At 68.5% G+C, this 20,261-nt stretch carries 18 protein-coding genes; 12 read left to right on the top strand and 6 right to left on the bottom strand.

Going from position 1 to position 20,261, the window contains the following annotated elements; all coding sequences use genetic code 11:
• Positions 1-15: 15 nt before the first annotated feature.
• Entirely contained in the window at positions 16-1,353 is a 1,338-nt protein-coding gene (locus NNX37_RS03095) for an MFS transporter (protein WP_255790800.1), read from the bottom strand.
• A 79-nt stretch (positions 1,354-1,432) separates the two neighbouring features.
• A complete protein-coding gene (locus NNX37_RS03090; protein ID WP_255790799.1) occupies positions 1,433-2,005 on the bottom strand; it encodes a TetR/AcrR family transcriptional regulator in 573 nt (190 codons plus the stop codon).
• A 96-nt stretch (positions 2,006-2,101) separates the two neighbouring features.
• Between NNX37_RS03090 and NNX37_RS03085 the strand changes: the two genes are divergently transcribed.
• On the top strand, positions 2,102-2,521 hold the full coding sequence (locus tag NNX37_RS03085; protein WP_255790798.1) for an organic hydroperoxide resistance protein: 420 nt from the start codon (positions 2,102-2,104) through the stop codon (positions 2,519-2,521).
• An 85-nt stretch (positions 2,522-2,606) separates the two neighbouring features.
• Here the strand turns inward: NNX37_RS03085 and acs are convergent, their stop codons facing one another.
• Complete coding sequence (gene acs / locus NNX37_RS03080) at positions 2,607-4,595, bottom strand: acetate--CoA ligase (protein WP_255790797.1); 1,989 nt, start codon at positions 4,593-4,595, stop codon at positions 2,607-2,609.
• A gap of 302 nt (positions 4,596-4,897) precedes the next feature.
• Between acs and NNX37_RS03075 the strand changes: the two genes are divergently transcribed.
• From NNX37_RS03075 to NNX37_RS03065, 3 genes are read left to right on the top strand one after another with little or no spacing between them, the layout of a single operon-like run.
• Complete coding sequence (locus NNX37_RS03075; RefSeq protein ID WP_255790796.1) at positions 4,898-6,160, top strand: hypothetical protein; 1,263 nt, start codon at positions 4,898-4,900, stop codon at positions 6,158-6,160.
• A gap of 58 nt (positions 6,161-6,218) precedes the next feature.
• Positions 6,219-7,016 (top strand): endonuclease III, encoded by a 798-nt coding sequence (gene nth, locus NNX37_RS03070; protein WP_255790795.1) that lies wholly within the window; start codon positions 6,219-6,221, stop codon positions 7,014-7,016.
• A complete protein-coding gene (locus NNX37_RS03065; protein ID WP_407079909.1) occupies positions 7,013-7,690 on the top strand; it encodes an NUDIX hydrolase in 678 nt (225 codons plus the stop codon). Before nth ends, NNX37_RS03065 begins: the two co-directional genes overlap by 4 nt.
• 7 nt (positions 7,691-7,697) lie before the next feature.
• Here the strand turns inward: NNX37_RS03065 and NNX37_RS03060 are convergent, their stop codons facing one another.
• Complete coding sequence (locus NNX37_RS03060; RefSeq protein WP_255790794.1) at positions 7,698-9,407, bottom strand: bifunctional 3'-5' exonuclease/DNA polymerase; 1,710 nt, start codon at positions 9,405-9,407, stop codon at positions 7,698-7,700.
• Between the two features lie 126 nt (positions 9,408-9,533).
• Here NNX37_RS03060 and NNX37_RS03055 point away from each other — a divergent pair, with 126 nt between their 5' ends.
• A complete protein-coding gene (locus NNX37_RS03055; RefSeq protein ID WP_255790793.1) occupies positions 9,534-9,800 on the top strand; it encodes a hypothetical protein in 267 nt (88 codons plus the stop codon).
• Here NNX37_RS03055 and NNX37_RS03050 read toward each other — a convergent pair.
• Entirely contained in the window at positions 9,797-12,238 is a 2,442-nt protein-coding gene (locus NNX37_RS03050) for an alpha/beta fold hydrolase (RefSeq protein ID WP_255790792.1), read from the bottom strand. The genes NNX37_RS03055 and NNX37_RS03050 overlap by 4 nt on opposite strands.
• 227 nt (positions 12,239-12,465) lie before the next feature.
• Between NNX37_RS03050 and ssd the strand changes: the two genes are divergently transcribed.
• The 7 genes from ssd to NNX37_RS03015 all read left to right on the top strand — a co-directional run bounded on the left by ssd (position 12,466) and on the right by NNX37_RS03015 (position 17,922).
• On the top strand, positions 12,466-13,635 hold the full coding sequence (gene ssd, locus NNX37_RS03045) for a septum site-determining protein Ssd (RefSeq protein ID WP_255790791.1): 1,170 nt from the start codon (positions 12,466-12,468) through the stop codon (positions 13,633-13,635).
• Positions 13,636-13,637: 2 nt separating this feature from the next.
• Positions 13,638-14,870, top strand: a complete 1,233-nt coding sequence (locus tag NNX37_RS03040; protein ID WP_255790915.1) for a TadA family conjugal transfer-associated ATPase — start codon at positions 13,638-13,640, stop codon at positions 14,868-14,870.
• A 7-nt stretch (positions 14,871-14,877) separates the two neighbouring features.
• Positions 14,878-15,693 carry a type II secretion system F family protein gene (locus NNX37_RS03035; protein ID WP_255790790.1) on the top strand — a complete coding sequence of 272 codons (816 nt, stop codon included), beginning with the start codon at positions 14,878-14,880 and terminating at the stop codon, positions 15,691-15,693.
• Complete coding sequence (locus NNX37_RS03030) at positions 15,690-16,310, top strand: type II secretion system F family protein (protein WP_255790789.1); 621 nt, start codon at positions 15,690-15,692, stop codon at positions 16,308-16,310. Before NNX37_RS03035 ends, NNX37_RS03030 begins: the two co-directional genes overlap by 4 nt.
• A 242-nt stretch (positions 16,311-16,552) precedes the next feature.
• Complete coding sequence (locus NNX37_RS03025) at positions 16,553-17,005, top strand: DUF4244 domain-containing protein (RefSeq protein ID WP_255790788.1); 453 nt, start codon at positions 16,553-16,555, stop codon at positions 17,003-17,005.
• A 10-nt stretch (positions 17,006-17,015) separates the two neighbouring features.
• Positions 17,016-17,459: a TadE family type IV pilus minor pilin gene (locus tag NNX37_RS03020; RefSeq protein WP_255790787.1), complete on the top strand. Its 444-nt coding sequence runs from the start codon at positions 17,016-17,018 to the stop codon at positions 17,457-17,459.
• The gene (locus NNX37_RS03015) at positions 17,437-17,922 is read left to right on the top strand and encodes an Rv3654c family TadE-like protein (RefSeq protein WP_255790786.1); all 486 of its coding nucleotides are present in this window, start codon (positions 17,437-17,439) and stop codon (positions 17,920-17,922) included. The genes NNX37_RS03020 and NNX37_RS03015 overlap by 23 nt, the downstream gene beginning before the upstream one ends.
• Here the strand turns inward: NNX37_RS03015 and NNX37_RS03010 are convergent.
• Positions 17,919-20,261 (bottom strand): DEAD/DEAH box helicase, encoded by a 2,343-nt coding sequence (locus tag NNX37_RS03010; protein WP_255790785.1) that lies wholly within the window; start codon positions 20,259-20,261, stop codon positions 17,919-17,921. The two genes, NNX37_RS03015 and NNX37_RS03010, sit on opposite strands and share 4 nt — an antisense overlap.

Raw genomic sequence — 20,261 nt, 5'->3', positions numbered from 1 at the left:
TAACTATGCCGGAGCTCAGGCCCGGGCCGGCAGTTCCGGCCCCGTGTTGCGCGCGGACATCCGGCGGGCGGCCAGTGCACCGGCAATGGTGATCAGGGACATCAGGGCCAGCACGACGCCGGGGTGCCACCATGCGCCGCCGGTGGCGCTGGAGAATCCCTGCGTGATGGAGGGGGTGAACCCGGAAAGGATGCCGGCGAAGCTGTACGCCAGGGACATGGCCGTGAATCCAGTGCGGGCCGGGAAGAGATCGGCCATCAGGCCGCCCAATGCCGCCCACGCCGCCGTCGGCGCGATGCCGCCGATCAGGATGGTCAGGATGTACACCGGTGCGGTGGCGTTGCTGATGATGAAGTACAGCGGGAAGGAGATAATCAGCGTGGCGACGGCGCCGGCCAGCACCATGCGCGCCGAGCCGATCCGGGTGGCCAGGAACCCGAACGCGGGGATGGTTGCCAGCTGCAGCACTGAACCAACCAGCGCGGCGTTCAGCACCGTGGACTCGGACAGTCCCAGCTCCGAGACACCGTAGGCCTGGGTGTACGTGGTCATCAGGAAATACGAACCGATGCCCAGCAGCGCTGCCGCCGCTGCCACCAGGACGGCCAGCCACTGGTGGCGCAGCACCTCTGCCAGCGGAATCCGGGTGACCTGGTGCGCCTTCGCCACGTCCTTGAAAACGGGGGTTTCATCGATGGCCAGGCGCAGGTAGAGGGCAATGCCCATGAAGGGGAAGGCGAGCAGGAACGGGATGCGCCAGACGCCCGCCTCCATGGCGTCGTCGGAGACGGTGGCCAGCAGCAGGAAGATGCCGGTGACCATGATGGTGCCCACCGGGGAACCGATCTGCGGGATGGCGGCGTACAGTGCCCGTTTGCGGGGAGCGGCGTGTTCGGTGGCGATGAGGATGGAGCCGCCCCATTCGCCGCCGACGGCCAGGCCCTGGAGGAGGCGGAGAACCACCAGCAGCAGCGGCGCCCAGATCCCGATGGTGTTGTAATCCGGCAGCAGACCCACGGCGCCGGTGGCCGTGCCCATCAGGACGATGGTTCCGATGAGTGAAGTTTTGCGTCCTACCCGGTCACCGATGTGGCCGAAGAGGATGGCGCCCAGCGGCCGGGCAATGAAGCCCATGCCCAGGGTGAGGAAGGACAGCAGGATGCCGGTGGCTGCGTCCACGTCGGGAAAGAAGATCCGGTTCAGGATCAGGGCAGCAGCGGTGCCGAAAACGTAGAAGTCGTAGGACTCCAGGGCAGTGCCGATGAAGGAGGCGCCCGCGACCTTGCGGGCCATCTTGGAAGACTGCGGAGTGGGGGATGCGGCTGGTGCGGCCGCTGCGGGTGAAGTAGACACGAGAAGGAATTGTCCTATCCGCCGGAGCTTTCACCAAACGTATGAGTCCAAGGTCACATCCGCCCGGAAACCGGGCAGGCTAGGGCTCCGGCGTAGCCAGGTGGGGGAGGATCAACGCCTTGCCGGCGGCGGCAAGGGCCGGCCCGACGGCGGTGCCGTCCCCGACATAGCCGTGCACCATGGCACCGTCCCGCAGCATCAGCAGCTGGTCCGCGAGCCGGCCTGCGTCCGTTGCGCCGAGCTGCTGCAGCCGTTCGGCGACCAGGGAATGCAGCCAGGCGCGGTGCTCGGACACCACGGCGCGGACGGGATGGTTGGGATCCGTGTACTCCGCCGCCGCGTTGATGAAGGGGCAGCCGCGGAATCCGGCCGCGCATGCCTGGGAACCCATGGCTTCGGCAAACTGGAGCAGCCCGGTGCACGGGTCCGGATCCAGCTCCGCCGCCCGTGTCCGCATTGCGGCGGACTGCTCCTGCAGGTAGGCCACCACCAGGTCATCCTTGGAGCGGAAGTAGCGGTAAAAAGTCACTTTCGTGGTGTCGGCAGCGGCAATGATCTTGTCAGCGCTCACGGCCCGGATGCCCTCCCGGTAAAACAGGTTCGAGGCCTGCGCCAGGATCCGTTCGCGTACGCCGGACAATTTCGCTGCCATCGTAGTTCCCTCGCTTCCTAGGTGGTGTATTTGCAGTAGACGTACTAGTTAGTCTACCTTGAAGCCTACTGACTTTCCCCACAAAAAGGAGTTCCCATGAGTGCCTTGTACACAGCAGCTGCCACCGCCACCGGCGACGGACGCAACGGCGAAGCCCGCACCAGCGACGGCAAGCTCGAGGTGAACCTGTCCACTCCCACCGAAATGGGCGGCTCCGGCGAAGGCACCAACCCCGAGCAGCTGTTTGCTGCCGGCTACGCGGCCTGCTTCCTCTCGGCACTGAAGATGATTGCCCGTGCTGAAAAGGCGCCGATCGCCGACGCCGCCGTAACTGCCGACGTCAGCATCTTCAAGGACGGCGACGGCTTCAAGCTGGGCGTTGAACTGCACGTGGAGATGTCCGGTGTCGATGAAGCCACTGCGGACAAGCTGACCCGGTCCGCCCACCAGGTCTGCCCCTACTCCAACGCCACCCGCGGCAACATTGACGTGAACCTGGACGTCACCGTCGCCTAAGGTTCCAGCAACAGAAAGCAGGTGCCGTCCCCGGCAAGGGGACGGCACCTGCTTTCTGTTTGGTGCTGTGCCTACTTCGCGGTGCCTACTTCTTGAGGGAAGCTGAGATCTGCTGCATCACCGTATTGTCCGCAAGGGTGCTTGAATCGCCGGCCTCGCGGCCCTCGGCCACGTCCTTGAGCAGGCGGCGCATGATTTTGCCGCTTCGGGTCTTGGGCAGTTCGGGAACCACCAGGATGTGCCGCGGCTTCGCGATCGGGCCGATCTCCTTGCCGACGTGGTTGCGCAGGGTGGTGACAATGTCGTCGTCGTCCTTCGCACTGCCTCGCAGGATCACGAACGCCACCACTGCCTCGCCCGTGGTCTCATCAGCAGCGCCGACGACGGCGGCTTCCGCCACCGACGGGTGGCTGACGAGGGCGGATTCGATTTCCGTGGTGGACAGCCGGTGGCCGGAAACGTTCATGACGTCATCCACGCGGCCGAGCAGCCAGATATCGCCGTCCTCGTCCTTCTTGGCGCCGTCGCCGGCGAAGTACATGTTGTCGAACCGGGACCAGTAGGTCTCCTTGAAGCGTTCCGGATCTCCCCAGATGCCGCGCAGCATGGACGGCCAGGGTTCCTTGACCACCAGGAAGCCGCCGGAGCCGTTGGGAACGGATTCGCCCATCTCATCCACCACGTCCACGGAGATGCCCGGCACGGCCACCTGGGCCGAGCCCGGCTTGGTGGCCGTAATGCCCGGCATCGGTGCGATCATATGGCCGCCGGTTTCCGTCTGCCACCAGGTGTCGACAATGGGGGCGGGGTTTTCCTTCTTGCCGCCGTTGGCACCGATGACCTGCCGGTACCACATCCACGCTTCAGGGTTGATGGGTTCGCCCACGGAACCGAGCACCCGGATGGAGTCCAGGTTGAACTTCTGCGGAATGTCCCGGCCCCACTTCATGCAGGTCCGGATGGCGGTGGGGGCGGTGTAGAGGATGGACACCTTGTATTTCTCCACCAGCTCCCACCAGCGGCCCTGGTGCGGGGTGTCCGGGGTGCCTTCGTAGATCAGCTGGGTGGCTCCGTTGACCAGGGGAGCGTACGTCACATAGCTGTGGCCGGTGACCCAGCCGATGTCGGCGGTGCACCAGTAGACGTCGGTTTCGGGGTGCAGGTCGAAGGTGTTCCGGTGCGTAAACGCCGTCTGCGTGAGGAAGCCGCCGGTGGTGTGCAGGATGCCCTTGGGCTTTCCCGTGGTGCCGGAGGTATAGAGGATGAACAGCGGATGCTCGGAGTCATGGGCCACGGCCGTGTGGTCGGCGCTCGCCGTGTCCACGACGTCGTGCCACCAGCGGTCCAGGCCGTCGTTCCACTGAACGGGCTCGCCGTTGCGGCGGACCACCACTACGTTTTCGACGGTGTGCCCGTCCTTGGCGAGGGCTTCATCCACGGCGGGCTTGAGCGCACTGGGCTTGCCGCGGCGGTAGGAGCCGTCCGCCGTGACGACGAGCTTCGCCTCGGCGTCGTCGATCCGGCTGCGCAGGGCGTCGGCGGAGAACCCGCCGAAGACCACCGAGTGCACGGCGCCGATCCGGGCGCAGGCCAGCATGGTGATGACGGCTTCGGGGATCATCGGCAGGTACACCGCAACGCGGTCGCCCTTGGAAACGCCCAGGGATTCGAAGGCGTTGGCGGCTTTCTTGACCTCTTCAGTCAGCTGCGCATAGGTATAGGTACGCGTATCCCCGGGTTCGCCCTCGAAGTAAATCGCCACGCGGTCTCCGCGCCCCTCTTCGACATGCCGGTCCAGGGCGTTGTAGGCGGCGTTCAGGGTGCCCCCGACAAACCACTTGGCGAACGGTGCATCGCTCCAGTCCAGCGCCTGGGTGAAGTCCTGGTCCCAGGTCAGGATGTCCCGGGCCTGGCGGGCCCAGAACTCGGGGCCGTCGGCTGCCGCTTCCTCGTACAGCGACGGCTTGGCCACCGCTGACGCTGCGAATTCGGCGCTCGGCGGGAAGCTCCGGCTTTCATGCAGCAGGTTCTCGAAGGCGTCTCCGTGCTTCTTTGCAGGGGACTGATCAGACATGGTTGAACCCTTTCACTTCGCTTCAAAATCCATCACTTGGGGAATCGTGCATGGCTGCCAACCACCCTATCGCCGGATTTACGCCGCTGTGTCCCTGCTCACATAATCGGTTGCAAAACGGTGCGATTATGCGGTGAGCGGTATGTCACGCCGTCGGGACGCGCCGCTGCTGCGCTAGTGTGCCTCGCCGTCGTTGATTAGGCTGTCAGAAGGAAGCAACCGCCTACGTACCGTAGATGCGGCCTCCGGTCCCGGCGTGCACCAGCTGCGTTATGGAACGGCGGTCGCGAATGGAGATCAGTATGAACAACCCCCCTGTTGAAAACGAGGCCCGCACTGTGGCCGGATCTTCGGAAGCCGGCGGACATCCCTCCGCAGCAGACAACGGCGTGCAGGCATCCCCGGCCGCCGGAGAGCAAACGGCCCTCGTTGGCCCCTTCGGGCTGCGCGACACCGTCGTGGGAATCTCCGTGCTCGTGATGCTTGTGGGCAGCATCCTGCCCTTCTTCACCGTGACCAGCCTCGGTTTCGAAGAGGACTTCAATCTGTGGAATGCGTTCCCGCTGTTCTTCGTGGGGATCGGCATCCTCCTGCCGCTGCTGGTTGCCGGGCTGTTTGCCGGCCGCCGCCTTGCCCCGGGGATGAAGCCCCGGGTCGGCTCGCTTTCCCTGGACCAGTTCGCCTCCGTCACCGCCGTGCTGGCCGTGGCCTTCTTCTTCCTCCAGACCGTCACGGACTTCAGCGTCGGCGCGATGGTCGCCCTTATCGGTGCCCTGGGCCTGCTGGTGTCCACCACGCTGGCTCCCCACCTCCCGTTCTTTGCCCGGGAATTCCGGAACCGCCCCGAAGCCCCCGCCGCCCTGACGGCCCGCAACGCCCTGCCGCTGCGCCCCCGCCCGGCCCGCCCGAAGCCGGAGCAGCAGCCGGACACGGACAACACCGGCGGCACCCGCCGTTTCACCAACCCGCTTCGCCGCAGCAACGAGGCCGGCACAACCGTGCATGACGCACCTGTGCAGGACGGTGCACAGGTGTCCGCTCCGGGCGGCACCGCCGTCGTCGGAACCCCCGCTGCCGGCGCCTCCGCGGCAGCCCCGGCCGCCTCCGCCCCGGCCGCCTCCGCCCAGCCCGAGTCCGCTCCCGCCACCCAGGTAGCCCCGGCGGTGCCGTCGCCGGCCACCTCCGCCCAGCCCACTGCTACGCCTGCCGCCGGTATGCAGACTGAGGAGCCCATGGCCGCCACCACCGTGAACCCGGTGGTCCGCGACGCAGGCACCCGCGAGGTTTCCGCAGCAGGCGCCCATGAAGCGGAGGCCGGCAACTCGGAACCCATTACCGCTACCCGCGACGAGGCAGTGGTGGAGGCCTTCTGGTTTGCCGTGGGCACCCCCCGCCAGATTGTCGACGAGCGCACCGGCCTCCCGCTGTTTATGTTCCAGCCGGGTGACTGGGAGCTGGGACTCGAGGACCGCGGCGACGAATTCCTCGTCCAGGACAAGCGCACGGGACGCATCGGTGTCCTGCGCGACCTCAGCAACATTGAGCGCGTAGACGCCGACCAGTAGCCCGTTTCGCACCAGCGGCCATCAGCAGCACCAACCGTCAGTAGAAGGACTTCCAGCAGTGGCAAAGGCAACCGGCAGCGATCCGTCCCTCCTTGCAGTGAAACGGCGGGCACGGCGCATCAACCGGATGCTCGGGGAGGTTTATCCCTATGCCGTTGCAGAGCTGGACTTCACCAACGCGTTTGAGCTGCTGGTGGCCACTGTCCTTTCCGCGCAGACCACCGACATCCGGGTCAACGCCGTGACACCGGTCCTGTTTGCCCGCTACCCCGACCCCAAAGCGATGGCCGAGGCGGACGAAGACACACTGCAGGAAATCATCCGGCCCACCGGGTTCTTCCGGGCCAAAGCGGCCAGCATCAAAGCGCTGTCCACCCGACTGGTCGACGAGTTCGACGGCGAAGTGCCGAACCGGCTCGAGGACCTGGTCACCCTCCCGGGAGTCGGGAGGAAGACCGCCAACGTGGTGCTCGGCAATGCGTTCGGCGTTCCCGGCATCACGGTGGACACCCACTTCGGGCGGCTGTCCCGCCGGTTCGGCTGGACCACGGCTACGGACCCGGTGAAGGTGGAGGAGGACGTCGCGGCGCTCTTCGAACCGAAGGACTGGACGCCGCTGTCCAACCGGGTGGTGTTCCATGGCCGGCGGGTCTGCCACGCCAAGAAGCCCGCCTGCGGAGCCTGCCCCGTGGCCCAGCTCTGCCCTTCCTACGGTGAAGGCGAGACCGATCCGGAGAAGGCACGGAAGCTGCTCAAGTACGAACTCGCTCCCGGGCGCGAGGAACTCCACGCCCGGATGATGGCCGCGGAAACCCGTGCCCAGCTGCGGGCTGCCGGCTACGGGCTCGAAGCGTGAGCGCACTTACGGACCTCGAAGCCCTGGCCGCCGGCGCCGGAGCAGCAGCGTTCAACACCCACATAGCCCAGCTGCGCCGGAGCGTGGATCCGGCCACGGCGCGTCCGGCCGCGGTGCTGATTCTCTTCGGGGTGCTGGACACCCGCCCTGCCGACTTTTCCGCCGACGCCGTGCCGGGCGACGTCGACGTGCTGCTGATCGAACGGGCGGCGACCCTCAATGACCACCCCGGCCAGGTGGCCTTCCCCGGCGGCTCGGTGGATGCAGCGGATGCCACGGTGGTGGATGCTGCCCTGCGGGAGGCCCGGGAGGAAACCGGGCTGGATCCTGCCGGGGTCCGGGTCCTCGGTGTCCTGCCGCCGATCGGATTGCCGGTCAGCAACTTCCTTGTCACTCCCGTCCTGGGCTGGTGGGACAAACCCACCCCCGTGGATGTGGTGGACTACGGCGAATCGGCGTCCGTGTTCCGGGTTCCCGTCGCGGACCTGCTCAATCCGGAAAACCGGCGCACCGCGGTCCTGCCGGGCCGAAAAGGTGCGCCCCGGACCCCTGCCTTCCTGGTGAACGGGGTGCTGGTGTGGGGATTCACCGGCATCATCCTCGCGGGCCTGCTCGATGAGCTCGGCTGGACGCAGCCGTGGGATGAGGGCCGGGAGATCGTTCCCACGCTCTGAGCGGGCGCTATTTGGCGTCCGCGTAGGAGTCGACGGCAACTGCAACCACAGGGAACTCCAGGGGGATCTGTCCGAACAGCAGCCGAGTGGCTGCCGCCGCTGCCTCCGTCACCAGCGCCCCGACCTCCTCGACGCGGTCGGCGGGCACATGCAGCATAACCTCGTCATGCAGGAAAAACACCAGTTCCCCGGCGGGGGAGGACGACGACGCCGCGCGCAGCCGCCGTCGGATCTCCGCCAGCCAGCACAGCGCCCATTCCGCGGCCGTCGCCTGGACCACGAAGTTGCGCGTGAACCGGCCCTGGGACCGGGCGAGGGAATCCGCACGTCGCTGTTCTTCGGCAGTGGTGCTCTGCTGGGCGCGTTTCCACCGTTCCGAGACAGGCGGGCAGCTGCGGCCCAGGTGGCTGCTGACCACCTGCCCGGCTTCGCCCGCCCGCGCGCCGCGCTCCACCACGCCGATGGCCTGGGGATAGGCGCGGGTCAGCACCGGCATCAGCCGGCCGGATTCCCCGCTGGTGGCGCCGTACATGGCGCCGAGCATCGCCATTTTCGCCTTGGCCCGGTCCCCGTCGAAGCTGCGGTCGGCGATGCCCTGGTAGAGGTCCTTGCCGCGGGCCGCGGCGGCCAGCGCATTGTCCTGCCCCAGCGCCGCCAGGACCCGGGGTTCCAGCTGCGCGGCGTCGGCCACGATCAGCCGGTGTCCGGGATCCGGCCGGACGGCATCGCGGACGGTTTTGGGAATCTGCAGTGCTCCGCCGCCGCGGGAGGCCCAGCGCCCGGACACCACACCGCCCACCACGTACTCGGGACGGAAGCGGCCGCCGTCCACCCAGGCGTCCAGCCAGGCCCAGCCGTTGGCGGTCAGGAGCCGGGACAGCTTCTTGTATTCCAGCAGCGGCTCGATGGCGGGATGGTGATGCTGCTGCAGCTCCCAGGAGCGGGTGCTGCGGACCTCGATGCCGGCGCGGTGCAGCGCCCGCAGCAGCTCCTGCGGGGAGTCAGGATTGAAGCCGGGGTTGCCGAGCAGCCGGCGCATCTCCGCAATGAGCTGTTCCAGCTTTTCGGGCCGCTGGCCTTCCGGCGGACGCGGACCGAGGGAGCTGCGCAGCAGTGCCTCGTGGATATCCCGGCGCCAGGGGATGCCGGAGTTTTCCATTTCCACGGCGATCATCCCGCCGGTGGATTCGGCCGCAGCCAGCAGGTTCAGTTTCGCCGGGGATTCCGAGCGGGCGATCGCGTCCAGCTGGTCCGCCAGTTCGGCGGCGAGCTCCGCGGCGGTGCGTTGCTGCGGTCCGGGCATTTGCCCGTCCGGGGCGCCGAGGGTGTCGAAGATGGAGGTCTGGTCCGGGGAGTGCTGGATCGGCAGCAGCTGCCGGGGTGCCGGATCTTCCGCCGGCTCCTCCGTGCGCAGCTTTTCGATGTAGGGCGTCGGAGGCACGGACTCGGCGAACCGGAGGATGCCACGGACCAGTGCGAGGTCGTGGCACCGTTCCACGGTGAGTCCGGCGGCCAGCAGACGGGAATAGACGCCGCGGGCCGATTCCCAGACCCAGCGGACGGGCCGGCATTCGCAGTGCCGGACGGCGGCGGCCAGCCGGTCGGGGGTAATAACGACGGCGGGTGCCGACGGCTCGCCTGCGCCGTCGGTTTCCTGCAGGGTCCAGGTATCGTCCTCTTCCCGGGCTGCGGGGCGGGGTGCGAGGACGATGTACATGCTTCTATTCTCACCCGGAGCAGTGACATCCCGTTCCCGGACCGCCGTCGGCCGGTAGCGCCCGTACCGCCGCTGCCAAAGGATAGGGAAGACTGGAGGTTCACCATTTACTAAAGGCGGACCCCCTTGATCACTTTTGCGCAGGACACTGACGGCTTCATTCGCATGGACCGGCATCTCCCCGAATCCCTTTCCGTCAACGTCACGTTCACAGACGGCAGCAGCGAAGTGCTCACCGGCGCCGTCCTGAATAAGGCCTATGACGACGCCGTTGCCGTTTTCCGCGAAAAGAACGGACTGGACGCCAAGGGTTTTTCCCGCAGGCCGAAAAAGGCCTTCAGCGCCGCCAACAAGATCGATTTCGTTCCGGTCCGGCCGGGCATGGGCAACTAGGCGGAATCCGCCACGCGGGCACCCAGATGCCCGGTGACGAGCCTCAGCAGCTCGGGCACCACCACGGGGGAGAAGTAGTGGCCCATCCCGGGGATCGTGACCAGCCGTGAACCGGGAACGGCGGCCGCCGTCGCCGCGCCGCCGCTGGGATGCACAATCGGATCCCGGTCGCCGTGGATGACGAGGGTCGGAACCCGGATTCCGGCCAGGGCCCCGGTGCGGTCGGCGGAGGCATTGATGGCACCGAGCTGCCGGGCCCGGGACCTCCCGCCGTCCGGATAGGCTCCGCGGTCCCAGGCCCGGCCGGCCAGGTCGGCTTCCGCCGCCGGATCCGCCGGGTGGGTCCGCCCGGAAAGATGACGCATCATGGCAACCCGGGCCCGGATGAACTCCTCACGGGTTCTCGGGGGCCGTGCCGCGAACCGGCGCTTGGTGGAGAAGGCTGCGGCGCCGACGTCCCGGGCTCCGGTGGTGGAAATAAGGGAGGTCAGGGTCAGGACGCGGTCCGGATGATGGGCGGCCACGGACTGGGCGATCATGCCGCCGAGTGACATCCCCACCACATGCGCCCGGCCCACCCGCAGATGATCCAGCAGCCCCGCGACGTCGTCGGCCATGTCCTCGATCCGGTAGGCGCCGGGCGTCGGCCGGCCCAGGGCCTGATGCAGCAGGGTGGGAGTGGGGGTATCCATCCGGTCCGAGCGTCCCGCATCCCGGTTGTCGAGCCGGATGACGCGGTAGCCGGCTGCAGTTAGGCCCTGCACAAATTCCGCCGGCCACGCCGCCAGGTCCAGGCCGAGGCCGGACAAAAGGACCACCGGCTCGCCGTCGTCGGGCCCTTCGACCCGGTAACACAGCCGCAGCCCGGATTCGAGGGTGACGAAGCGGTCTTTGTCTGAGCCTGAGTCTTCGCTTGGGCCGGCAGCCGTGCCGGAGCCGCCGCTGAAGTGCAGGTGCTCGTCCACCAGTGCGCCCTTCTGCAGGTCCCTCCGGTCGGCCAGGAAATTCATGGTCATCAGCCACGGGGCCTGCGTCCCCTGGCGGGGCAGGGAATCCAGGCTGCGCTGGACGTACCCGGCACCGAAGTCCAGCAGGGGCCGCGTCGGCATGCCGGCCGGCGCCACGGGCACCGCAGCGGTGTGCCCGTGCTCATCCATCCGGGTCAGCAGCCGGGAGAACCAGCGGGTCAGCAGTCCCACTTTGAGCGTCCACGAAGCGTTGGTGTAGCCGATGGCGAAGGCCATATTGGGGATGCCGCTGAGCATGACACCGCGGTAGGCGACGTGTTCGGCCAGGTTCACCGGAACGCCGTCGAGCCGTAGTTCCATGCCGCCCAGGATCTGGACGGTGAAGCCCGTGGCGGTCACGACGACGTCGGCCGCCACCTCCTCGCCCGACGCCAGGCGGAGGCCGTGCTCAGTGAATCCTGCGGTCTGCCCGGTGACCACGGTTGCGTTGCCGCTGCGCAGGGCACTGAAGAAATCGCCGTCCGGCACGGCGCACAGCCGCTGGTCCCAGGGCCGGTACGGCGGATTCAGGTGCACGTCCAGATCGAATCCCTCCGGTACCGCGCGGGACTGGATGCCGCGGATGAGCTTCCGGGCCAGGGTCGGCCACCGCTGACAGAACACCCAGATGGCCCGCTGCCGGCGGGCGCTGACCTCGGCCATGATCCGTCCGGTGCGCTCGGGGCCGCCGACGCCGCGCAGCCGCCTGGCCAGCGGATCCTTCGCCGGGACGGGAAGGATATAGGTGGGGGTGCGCTGGACCATGGTCACCTTTGCGCCCAGCTCCGCCAGCGCCGGCACCAGCGTCACCGCGGTGGCACCGCTGCCAATTACGGCAATCCGCTTCCCTGCGACATCCAGGTCTTCGGGCCAGTGCTGCGGATGGACAACCCGCCCGCGGAAGCGCTCCGCCCCGGGGATGTCCGGGGTATAGCCCTCGTCGTAGCCGTAGTACCCGGCGGCATTGAAGATCCAGCCGGCGGTGAGATGCAGGATCTCGCCGGTTCCCACCGGCTCAGGCCGTCGTCCGTCCGGACCGGGGGCGGGCGTCCGGGTGCGTTCCACGGAGACGCTCCAGCGGGAGTCCCGGCTGGACCAGTCCGCCGAGAGGACCCTGTGGTGGTAGCGGATCAGGGAATCCACTCCGTATTCCGCAGCCGTTTCCTGCAGGTACTGCAGGATGCCGGGACCGTCGGCAATGGCTTTTTCTTCACGCCACGGCCGGAAGTCATAGCCGAAGGTGTACAGGTCCGAGTCGGAGCGGATCCCGGGATACCGGAACAGATCCCAGGTGCCGCCCGAACGGCTCCGCGATTCCAGCAGGGCCACGGAACGGCCGGGATGATCCTGCCGCAGGCGGCAGGCCGCGCCGATCCCGCTCAGGCCGGCACCGATGATCAGCACGTCCAGATGTTCCACGCCGGTTTCCATGACTCCCCGTTCCCTTCACCGGAACGCCGCCGTGCAGGGGTGCCGGTGCCTGGTGATCTCTGCCGGTTCGTTTGTTTACTCCCGGTTAGCGCCGACCCTATCGGATTCCTCCGGTGGTAGCTGAAGCAGTCCGTCCTCTCCTCCACAACCGGCTTGCTGACGGGAGTTTCCCGAACGGACCGGTCCAGGAATACCCGCGTCCGGTCCGCGGTGCCACGGTAGGGCGCATGGACAGAGAACGAAGCGCGTCGGGCGCCGGCCGGGCAGTTCCCCGGTTGCCGGAAACCCGGCATGGCCGTCGGCAGTTGGGCACGGGCGACGGGGAAGCCGTCCTCGCGGTGCTCGTGGCGGAGGACCAGGCTCTCCAGGACGAAGTGGCACGGGTCGCTGCAGCTGCGGGAGTGGACATTCCCGTGGCTCCGGGCGTCCCGGACGCACTGGCTTTGGCTCCGGATGTGCTGCTGCTGGGTAGCGGCCACCTCAGATTCCGGGCCGAACAGAGGGGACTGTCGGGTGCGCTCGCAGCCGCCGGATCCATTCCGGCGGGAACGGGGAAACCCGAGATCATTGTGGTTGGCCTGTCGGAGGACAGCACCGTCTGGGACTTAGCGGCAGGAAGTTCCGCAGCTCGGGTTGCGGTCCTCCCCGCGGCTGCCGGCTGGCTCGCAGGCTTCCTGGCCAGGCGGCGCAGCTTTTCCGGCGGGACCGTTGTGGGGGTGCTGGGCGGCGGCGGCGTCGGCGCCTCCACCGTCGCCTGCTGGCTGAGTGCGAATGCCGCAGAGACCGGTTCTTCGGTGCTGTTGCTTGAGGGCGATGCCTGGGGATCCGGCCTGGAGTGGGCGCTGGGTGCCGTCGACCTGGAGGGTATCCGCTGGCCGGACTTGGAGGGGGTGAGCGGCAGCCTGAATCCGGTGCAGCTGGCGGCCGGTTTACCCGCGCTTGCAGGCTTTTCACTCCTGGGCAGGGGAACAGGGAGCCCGTCGGTTGACGAGGCAGTGGTCGGGGCCGTCCTGGACGCAGCCCGCAGTGCGTATCAGCTGACCATTGTCGATCTGGGCCGGACTGCCGGCGCAGCATCCCTGCTGCGTTTCTGCGATCAGGCGCTGATGGTGGTGCCGGGCCGGACCCGCGGAGTCCTGGGTGCCCAGGCGTTGCTGCCGCATCTCGGGCCGGTACCTGCCCGTGTGGTGGTACGCGGCCCGCTCGGGAACGGCTTGGACGAAGTCCTGGTGGCTGAAGCCCTCGGATTCCCGCTGTCCGGCTATCTGCCCTTCCACCGGGGTGCGGGCCGGGAGTACGGGCAGGTGCTGACAGGCGCAGGACGGCCGCGGATTCGGCGCGCCTCGCAGCGGATACTGGCAACGGTGCTGCCCGCCCCGGTCGGGATGGCATCGTGAGTATGTCCGGTTCCGGAGCCGGCGGGCCGCACCGCCCAAGGGGGAGTCAGCCGCTTGGACCGGATCCGCTGCTGGCCCGGGTGCGGGACCGGATGCTGGCACACTCCGAACCGGTGACAGGTGCACGCCTGGCTGCAGCTGTGCAGGCCAGCGGGCACCTCCTCGGTTCGGAGGGGACGCTGCACGCGGTGGACCGGATGCGCGCCGAGCTGCAGGGCCTGGGGTCGCTGCAGCCGCTGGCATTGCTGCCCGGCGTCAGCGACATCCTGGTGAACGGGCCGGACCGGGTCTGGGTGGACGCCGGCCGCGGCCTGGAACTGACCGGCATCAGGTTTGCCTCGGACTCGGAGGTGCAGGCCCTTGCCACGCGGCTGGTCGCGGCAGGAGGCCGGCGGCTGGACGACTCCTGTCCCTGCGTTGATGTCCAGCTGCAGGGGTACCGCGTGCATGCGGTGCTTCGCCCGGTTTCCACCGGGTCCACCCTCCTGTCCGTCCGCATTCACCGGAACCGGTCTTTCACCTTGGGGGAGCTCACCCGCGGCGGAACCCTCGACCTCCAGTGTGAAGCCTTGCTTCGCGCCATTGTCCGCCGGCGCTTGAACTTTCTGGTCAGCGGAGCCACAGGCACCGGGAAAACGACGCTTCTCGCCACGCTGCTTTCCCTCAGCGGCCCGCAGGAACGGCTGGTGCTGGTGGAGGACGCAGCGGAACTGGAGCCGGACCATCCTCATGTGGTGGGCCTGCAGAGCCGGCACGGAAACGTGGAGGGCGGCGGGGTGCTGGATCAGGCCGAACTGGTGCGGCAGGCTCTGCGTATGCGGCCGGACCGCCTGGTGGTGGGTGAGTGCCGGGGAGCCGAGGTCCGGGAACTCCTGGCAGCGCTGAACACCGGCCATGACGGAGCCGGCGGAACCATTCACGCCAACTCTGCCGCGGGAGTGCCGGCCCGGTTGGCGGCTCTGGGTGCACTTGCGGGCATGGCGCCGGGGGCGGTTGCGCTGCAGGCGGCGGCAGCGCTGGACGTGGTGGTCCATCTGCACCGGTCCGCCGGCATCCGCAGCATTTCAGAAATTGCGGTGCTGACGATTGCCGACGGGAAGCTGACGGCCGTTCCGGCCCTGGTCCGGAGCGGAGGGGAATACCGGCGCGGCAGTGGATGGACGGAGCTGGAACGGCGGCTGGAAGCACGCGCAGCCGCTGACAGCGGTGTCGGACCCGCGCCGGCGGACAGTTAGTGTCGGCGTGACAGGGCTGACCGTCGCGGTACTGCTCGCCACGGCAGCGGCCCTGATGATCGGGTTTCCACCGCCCCGGCCGCAGGGTGGATCCGTCAAGTCTGCACGCACGGCGGAAGTCCGCGTTCTCCGCCGTCGTCGTTATCCGGGGCTCGACGGCGATGCCCCGGCGTCCAAAGGCGAAGGCCGGCTTTTCCGCCGTCGTCGTTATCCGGGCCTCGACGGCGATGCCCCGGCGCTGCTCGTGCGGGAACTGGCGGGGCTGCTGGCGGCGGGACGCTCTGCCCACCGGATCTGGGCGGACGCAGCCACACTGTACGAAGCGCCGGGTCCGGCGGGAACCTCAGCTCATCCCTTTTTCCGGGTGCTGCAGGCGGCAGCGGCGTCGGCGGCGCTGGGCCTCAGCCCGGTGCCGGTGCTCGCTGCCGCGGAGCGGCCGGGTAACGGGGCGGCGGATCCGGCGCTGCAGCAGCTGTGGTCCGGCTTGGCTGTGTGTCTGCGTGTGTCGGAGCGGAGCGGAGCCCCGCTGGCCGCAGTGCTTAGCCGGTATGCCGGACAACTGGAAGCCGCCCGCGATGCCGCCGCGGACCGGGAGGCTGCCATGGCCGGTCCTCGGGCCACCATGCGGCTCCTGACATGGCTGCCGGGCGGCGGGATGCTCCTGGGCTATCTGCTGGGCGGCAACCCGCTGCAGATCCTGACGGCGACACCGCTGGGGTGGGTAGCGGCTGCTGCCGGAAGCGCTTTCTGGCTGGCCGGGCGTCTATGGTCTGCACGCCTGGTGCGGAACGCCCAGGCCCCCGTGCAGGGCAACTTCGGATGAGCGGACTGCTGGTGTTCGCATTCCTTTCCGCTGCTGCCCTGCTGCTGACCGGAGCCGGCGGGCATCCGCGGCAGCAGCACGTCCGGCGCAGCACCGAATCTCGAACGGAGGGCAGCACCGGGGACCCTGCCCTGATGCTGGACCTGATCGCAGCCATGCTGGAAGCGGGACAACCGCTGTCCTCTGCATTGGCCATCCTGCGCGACGGCGTGGACCAGGCCACATCCCTTGATCTCGACCGGCTGCTGCAGGCACTGGACCTCGGAATTCCCTGGGACGCCGCGTGGCAGTTGTCCGCCGGTTCCGCCCCGGCCGGAACCCAGCCGTCAGGTACGGAACCGGGGTCCCGGGTCGGCGGGGTGCCGACCGGACAGGCCTCGGCACTCGCAGCACTCGGCCCGGCCCTGAGATTCACGGCCGTGACCGGGGCACCGTCGGCTGCAGTGCTTCATTCCCAGGCGGATGCCCTTCGGAGACGCCGGCAGACGGAGAGCAGGCGGCGCGCAGCGGCGCTCGGGGTCCGTCTGGTGATGCCGCTGGGGCTGTGTTCGCTGCCCGCCTTCGTGGCGCTGACAGTGGTGCCCCTGCTGATGTCCCTGCTGCCGGGATGGACCTAACCGGATCCTTCCGTCCCGCACCGGTTCCACCCCGTACCGGTCCCGCCTGCACTATCCCGGTCCCGTACCGGTCCCGCCCGCACGGTCCGGCCCCGCACCGGTCCGTGCCGCGGCGGGAGGCTGTACTCCTCCACAGGCTACTGCCGTCCTCCGGTTGTACGCAGCAGCATGGGCGGAGCACCCGGCAAGGGAGCGTCGGCGGCAGGATCGAGTCCCGCAGAACTTTCCAGCAGGAGGAAAACATGGCACTGATCCCCGCATCCTTCGGACGTACTTCCCCGGTGAGCAAGCACCTTCTCCCGGGTGCCGTCCAACCAACCGGCACTGCCGAACCCGAGGCAGGCCGCTCCGCGGACGGCGCCTTGTGCCCCGACCCGTGGACGGACGGAAGCCACGGCGTGCACAGTCTGTCCGGGCGGGCCACACCCGTGACCCGGCGCCTGACCCTGGTCAAGCCGCTCTCCGGCTCTTCCAGCCGCGGTGGCACGGGTACGGAACTGCGCGACACCGCGTCCCGTCCGGCACCTGCGGGTCCGGGCTGGTCGGACCGGGAAGCCGGGATGGCGACGGCGGAATACGCCATTGCCACCCTGGCCGCCGTGGCCTTTGCCGGGCTGCTGGCGGTAGTGCTGGGCAGCGACGAAGTCCGGTCGATGCTGGTGTCCCTGATCCGGTCCGCCCTGACCCTCGGATAAGAGCGGACCAGTGGCAGCGGGAACCGGCGCCGGCACTCCGCTGGGGGAGGGGAAACGGGAACGGGAAGGGGACCAAGACCGGAAACGGGGCCGGGAGCGGGGTGCAGCCACAGCGGAGTTCGCCGTCGCGCTCCCGGCCATCGTGCTCGTGCTGGTGGGCGGACTCACCGGCATATCGGCCGGGGTCACGCAGCTGCGTTTGGAGGAAGCTGCCCGGGCCGCAGCGCGGGAAATCATGCGGGCGGATCCGGCCGCCGCCGAGGCCGCGGTGGAACGGCTGGCCGGCACGTCGGCGCAGCTGGTGCTCTCGGAAGAGGGGCAGTGGACAGCCGTCGAAGTCCGCAGCGTCTTGTCGCTTCCCGTGCTGTCCCTGCTGCCGCTGGAACTTTCCGCCGATGCTGTTGCCTTCCCCGGGGACGGAGGCCTGCCTGATGGGATTCAACCCGAAGGATAGAACCGGGGTCCGGTCCGCCGAAGAATGCCGGCCTGCAAGGGTCCGGGACAGCCGCGACGGGAAGGCTCAGGACCGGAACGGCCGGGAGCCGAATGACAGAGGCGCAGGGACGGTCGCCGCGATCGGGATCTGCCTGGTCCTGCTGGGTTTCTCCGTGGTCGCACTGCTGATGGTGCAGGCATCGGTTGCCGCTGTCCGGGCCGCCACCGCCGCGGACCTGGCGGCGCTCGCCGGGGCGGATACTCTCCGCGGCCTGCAGCTGCCGGCGGCGGATAATCCTCCCGCCGCCGCTTCCGGAGATGCCTGCGGCGTGGCCGGGGAGGTAGCAGCACGCAACAACGCTTTCCTGCGCGCCTGCACCGTGAACCCGGAAACCAACACCCTCACCGTGGAAACGGAGGTGGACGTGCCTGCACTGCCGGTCCCAGCCGCGGCCCGGGCACGAGCCGGACCGCCGGGCTAGGAGGTCAGGGCCAGGGCCTCGTCCGGCGCATGGTCCAGCAGCACGTTCAGCAGCGTGACGGCGCCCTTCTTGTCCAGCGGATTGTTCTTATTGCCGCACTTGGGGGACTGCACACAGGAGGGGCAGCCGCCGTCGCACTCGCAGGCACGGATGGCATCACGGGTGGCCGCCAGCCAGATCCGCGCGGCCTCGTAGCCTCGCTCGGCGAAACCGGCGCCGCCGGGGTGCCCGTCATAGACGAAGATGGTCGGCTTCTCCGTGTCGGCATGCAGGGCTGTGGAGACGCCGCCGATGTCCCACCGGTCGCTGGTGGCCACCAGGGGCAGCATGCCGATGGAGGCATGTTCGGCGGCGTGCAGGGAACCAGGGAAGTCGGCCGGGGCCAGCCCTGCCGAGACCAGGAACTTCTCGTCAATAACGAACCAGACGGCCTTGGTGAACAGCTCCTTGGCTTCCAGCTCCAGCGGCTCCTCGCCGAGGATTTCGTTCGAGATCAGGGCCTTGCGCTGATAGGAAACCACCTGGGTGGTGACCTTCACCGTGCCGAAGCAGACCTGGATGCCGTTCCACTCCGACGTCCGGTCCGTTTCCAGCACTTCCACCTGGGTGATGTCCCGGGCCTGGGTGTAGAACTCCGGGTTGGTGCGGGTGACCATGGCGCAGTGGTCGGCCTCGTTGAGTTCATCCACCAGGAAGGTCTGCCCCTGATGAACGTAGATCGCCCCGGTATGCGCCTGGTACTGGGCCTGCGGCGAATCCATGGTGCCCAGCAGCGTGCCGGTCTCGGTCTCGACAATGTTGATCGGACCCCCGCCGGCGGCCCGCAGGTTGACCATGGAGGCGGCGCTTTCCGGATGCGTCCAGAACCAGCCGGAAGGCCGGCGCCGCAGGTAGCCCTGGTCCACCAGCTGCTCCAGCAGTCCGCCCGCGGTGGGCCCGAACAATTCCCGCTCGTCCGGAGTCAGCGGCAGCTCTGCCGCGGCTGCGCACAGATGCGGGCCCAGCACATACGGGTTGGAGGGGTCAAAGACCGTCGCCTCCACGGACCTGTCGAAGATGGCTTCGGGATGGTGCACCAGATAGGTGTCGAGCGGATCGTCACTGGCGACAAAGGCAGCGAGGGCGTCCTGCCCGGAGCGTCCGGCCCGGCCGATCTGCTGGAACAGAGATGCGCGGGTGCCCGGCCAACCGGCAACCAGCACCGCGTCCAGCCCGGAGATGTCGATGCCCAGCTCCAGAGCGGAGGTGCTGGCGATACCCAGCAGCTCGCCGCTGCGCAGCCGCCGCTCCAGCTCCCGCCGTTCCTCCGGCAGGTAGCCGGAACGGTAGGCCGCCACCCGGTCCGGCAGGGAGGGATGCACCTCGTCCAGCAGCCGGCGGGTGATGGTGGCAATGGTTTCGGCCCCGCGGCGGGATTTGATGAAGGCGATGGTGCGGACCTGCGCAGCCACCAGGTTGGCCAGCAGATCGGCGGTCTCGGCCACGACCGTGCGCCGTGACCGGGCACCGTTTTCACCCTTGAGTTCGGTCAGCTGCGGCTCCCACAGGGCCACCGTCGTGGATCCGTGCGGGGAATGGTCCTGGGTCACGGCGGTGACCGGCGCACCGATCAGCCGGCTGAAGGAGTCCTCCGGTGCGGACGACGTGGCCGAGGCACCGATAAACACGGGATCGGCGCCGTAGTACCGGCAGATCCGCCGCAGCCGGCGCATCAGGTTGGCGACATTCGAGCCGAACACCCCGCGGTAGCTGTGCGCCTCGTCGATGATGACGTATTTCAGGCGCCGGAAGAACCGGGCCCACCAGGCGTGGTTCGGCAGCACGCCGAAGTGCAGCATGTCCGGGTTGGCGAGCACGAGGTTGGCGTGGTCCCGGATCCAGCGCCGCGCGCCGGTGTCCGTGTCGCCGTCGTACGTCTCGGCCCGGACCGTAGGAAGCTGCAGCGACTTGACCGCGGCAAGCTGGTCGGCGGCCAGCGCTTTGGTGGGCGCCAGATACAGGGCGACGGCGCCGGACGGCTCCAGCGTGGCGCGGTCATCGAGGGAGGTGCGGTGGATCGCGTCCAGAACGGGCAGCTGGTAGGCCAGCGATTTTCCGGAGGCAGTGCCGGTGGCAATGATCGTGTGCTGCCCGCGGTGCGCGGCGTCGGCGGCTTCCATCTGGTGCGCCCACGGCTCGTGGATGCCGCGGCGCTGGTAGGCGGCGACGACGTCGGGATGCGCCCATTCCGGCCATGGCGCGGTGACTGCCCGGCGCGCAGGAATCTGATGCACGTGCATGAGCTGCTCGGGCTCGGCACCGCCGCCCAGCAGCGGAATCAGGGAATCATGAAGAGCCAC

This window comes from Arthrobacter zhaoxinii (genome assembly GCF_024385505.1).
Taxonomy (GTDB): Bacteria; Actinomycetota; Actinomycetes; order Actinomycetales; family Micrococcaceae; genus Arthrobacter_B; species Arthrobacter_B zhaoxinii.
The sequence above is the reverse complement of the archived record's forward strand: the minus strand, read 5'-3'. Positions and strand labels throughout refer to the sequence as shown.

What these genes read in the sequence shown, in the direction of transcription:
- NNX37_RS03015 (WP_255790786.1), top strand. Translation starts at nt 17,437, where the DNA reads ATGGGATTCAACCCGAAGGATAGAACCGGGGTCCGGTCCGCCGAAGAA.
- NNX37_RS03090 (WP_255790799.1), bottom strand. Translation starts at nt 2,005, where the DNA reads ATGGCAGCGAAATTGTCCGGCGTACGCGAACGGATCCTGGCGCAGGCC.
- NNX37_RS03030 (WP_255790789.1), top strand. Translation starts at nt 15,690, where the DNA reads ATGAGCGGACTGCTGGTGTTCGCATTCCTTTCCGCTGCTGCCCTGCTG.
- acs (WP_255790797.1), bottom strand. Translation starts at nt 4,595, where the DNA reads ATGTCTGATCAGTCCCCTGCAAAGAAGCACGGAGACGCCTTCGAGAAC.
- NNX37_RS03050 (WP_255790792.1), bottom strand. Translation starts at nt 12,238, where the DNA reads ATGGAAACCGGCGTGGAACATCTGGACGTGCTGATCATCGGTGCCGGC.
- NNX37_RS03060 (WP_255790794.1), bottom strand. Translation starts at nt 9,407, where the DNA reads ATGTACATCGTCCTCGCACCCCGCCCCGCAGCCCGGGAAGAGGACGAT.
- NNX37_RS03040 (WP_255790915.1), top strand. Translation starts at nt 13,638, where the DNA reads ATGTCCGGTTCCGGAGCCGGCGGGCCGCACCGCCCAAGGGGGAGTCAG.
- NNX37_RS03085 (WP_255790798.1), top strand. Translation starts at nt 2,102, where the DNA reads ATGAGTGCCTTGTACACAGCAGCTGCCACCGCCACCGGCGACGGACGC.
- NNX37_RS03025 (WP_255790788.1), top strand. Translation starts at nt 16,553, where the DNA reads ATGGCACTGATCCCCGCATCCTTCGGACGTACTTCCCCGGTGAGCAAG.
- NNX37_RS03075 (WP_255790796.1), top strand. Translation starts at nt 4,898, where the DNA reads ATGAACAACCCCCCTGTTGAAAACGAGGCCCGCACTGTGGCCGGATCT.
- ssd (WP_255790791.1), top strand. Translation starts at nt 12,466, where the DNA reads ATGGACAGAGAACGAAGCGCGTCGGGCGCCGGCCGGGCAGTTCCCCGG.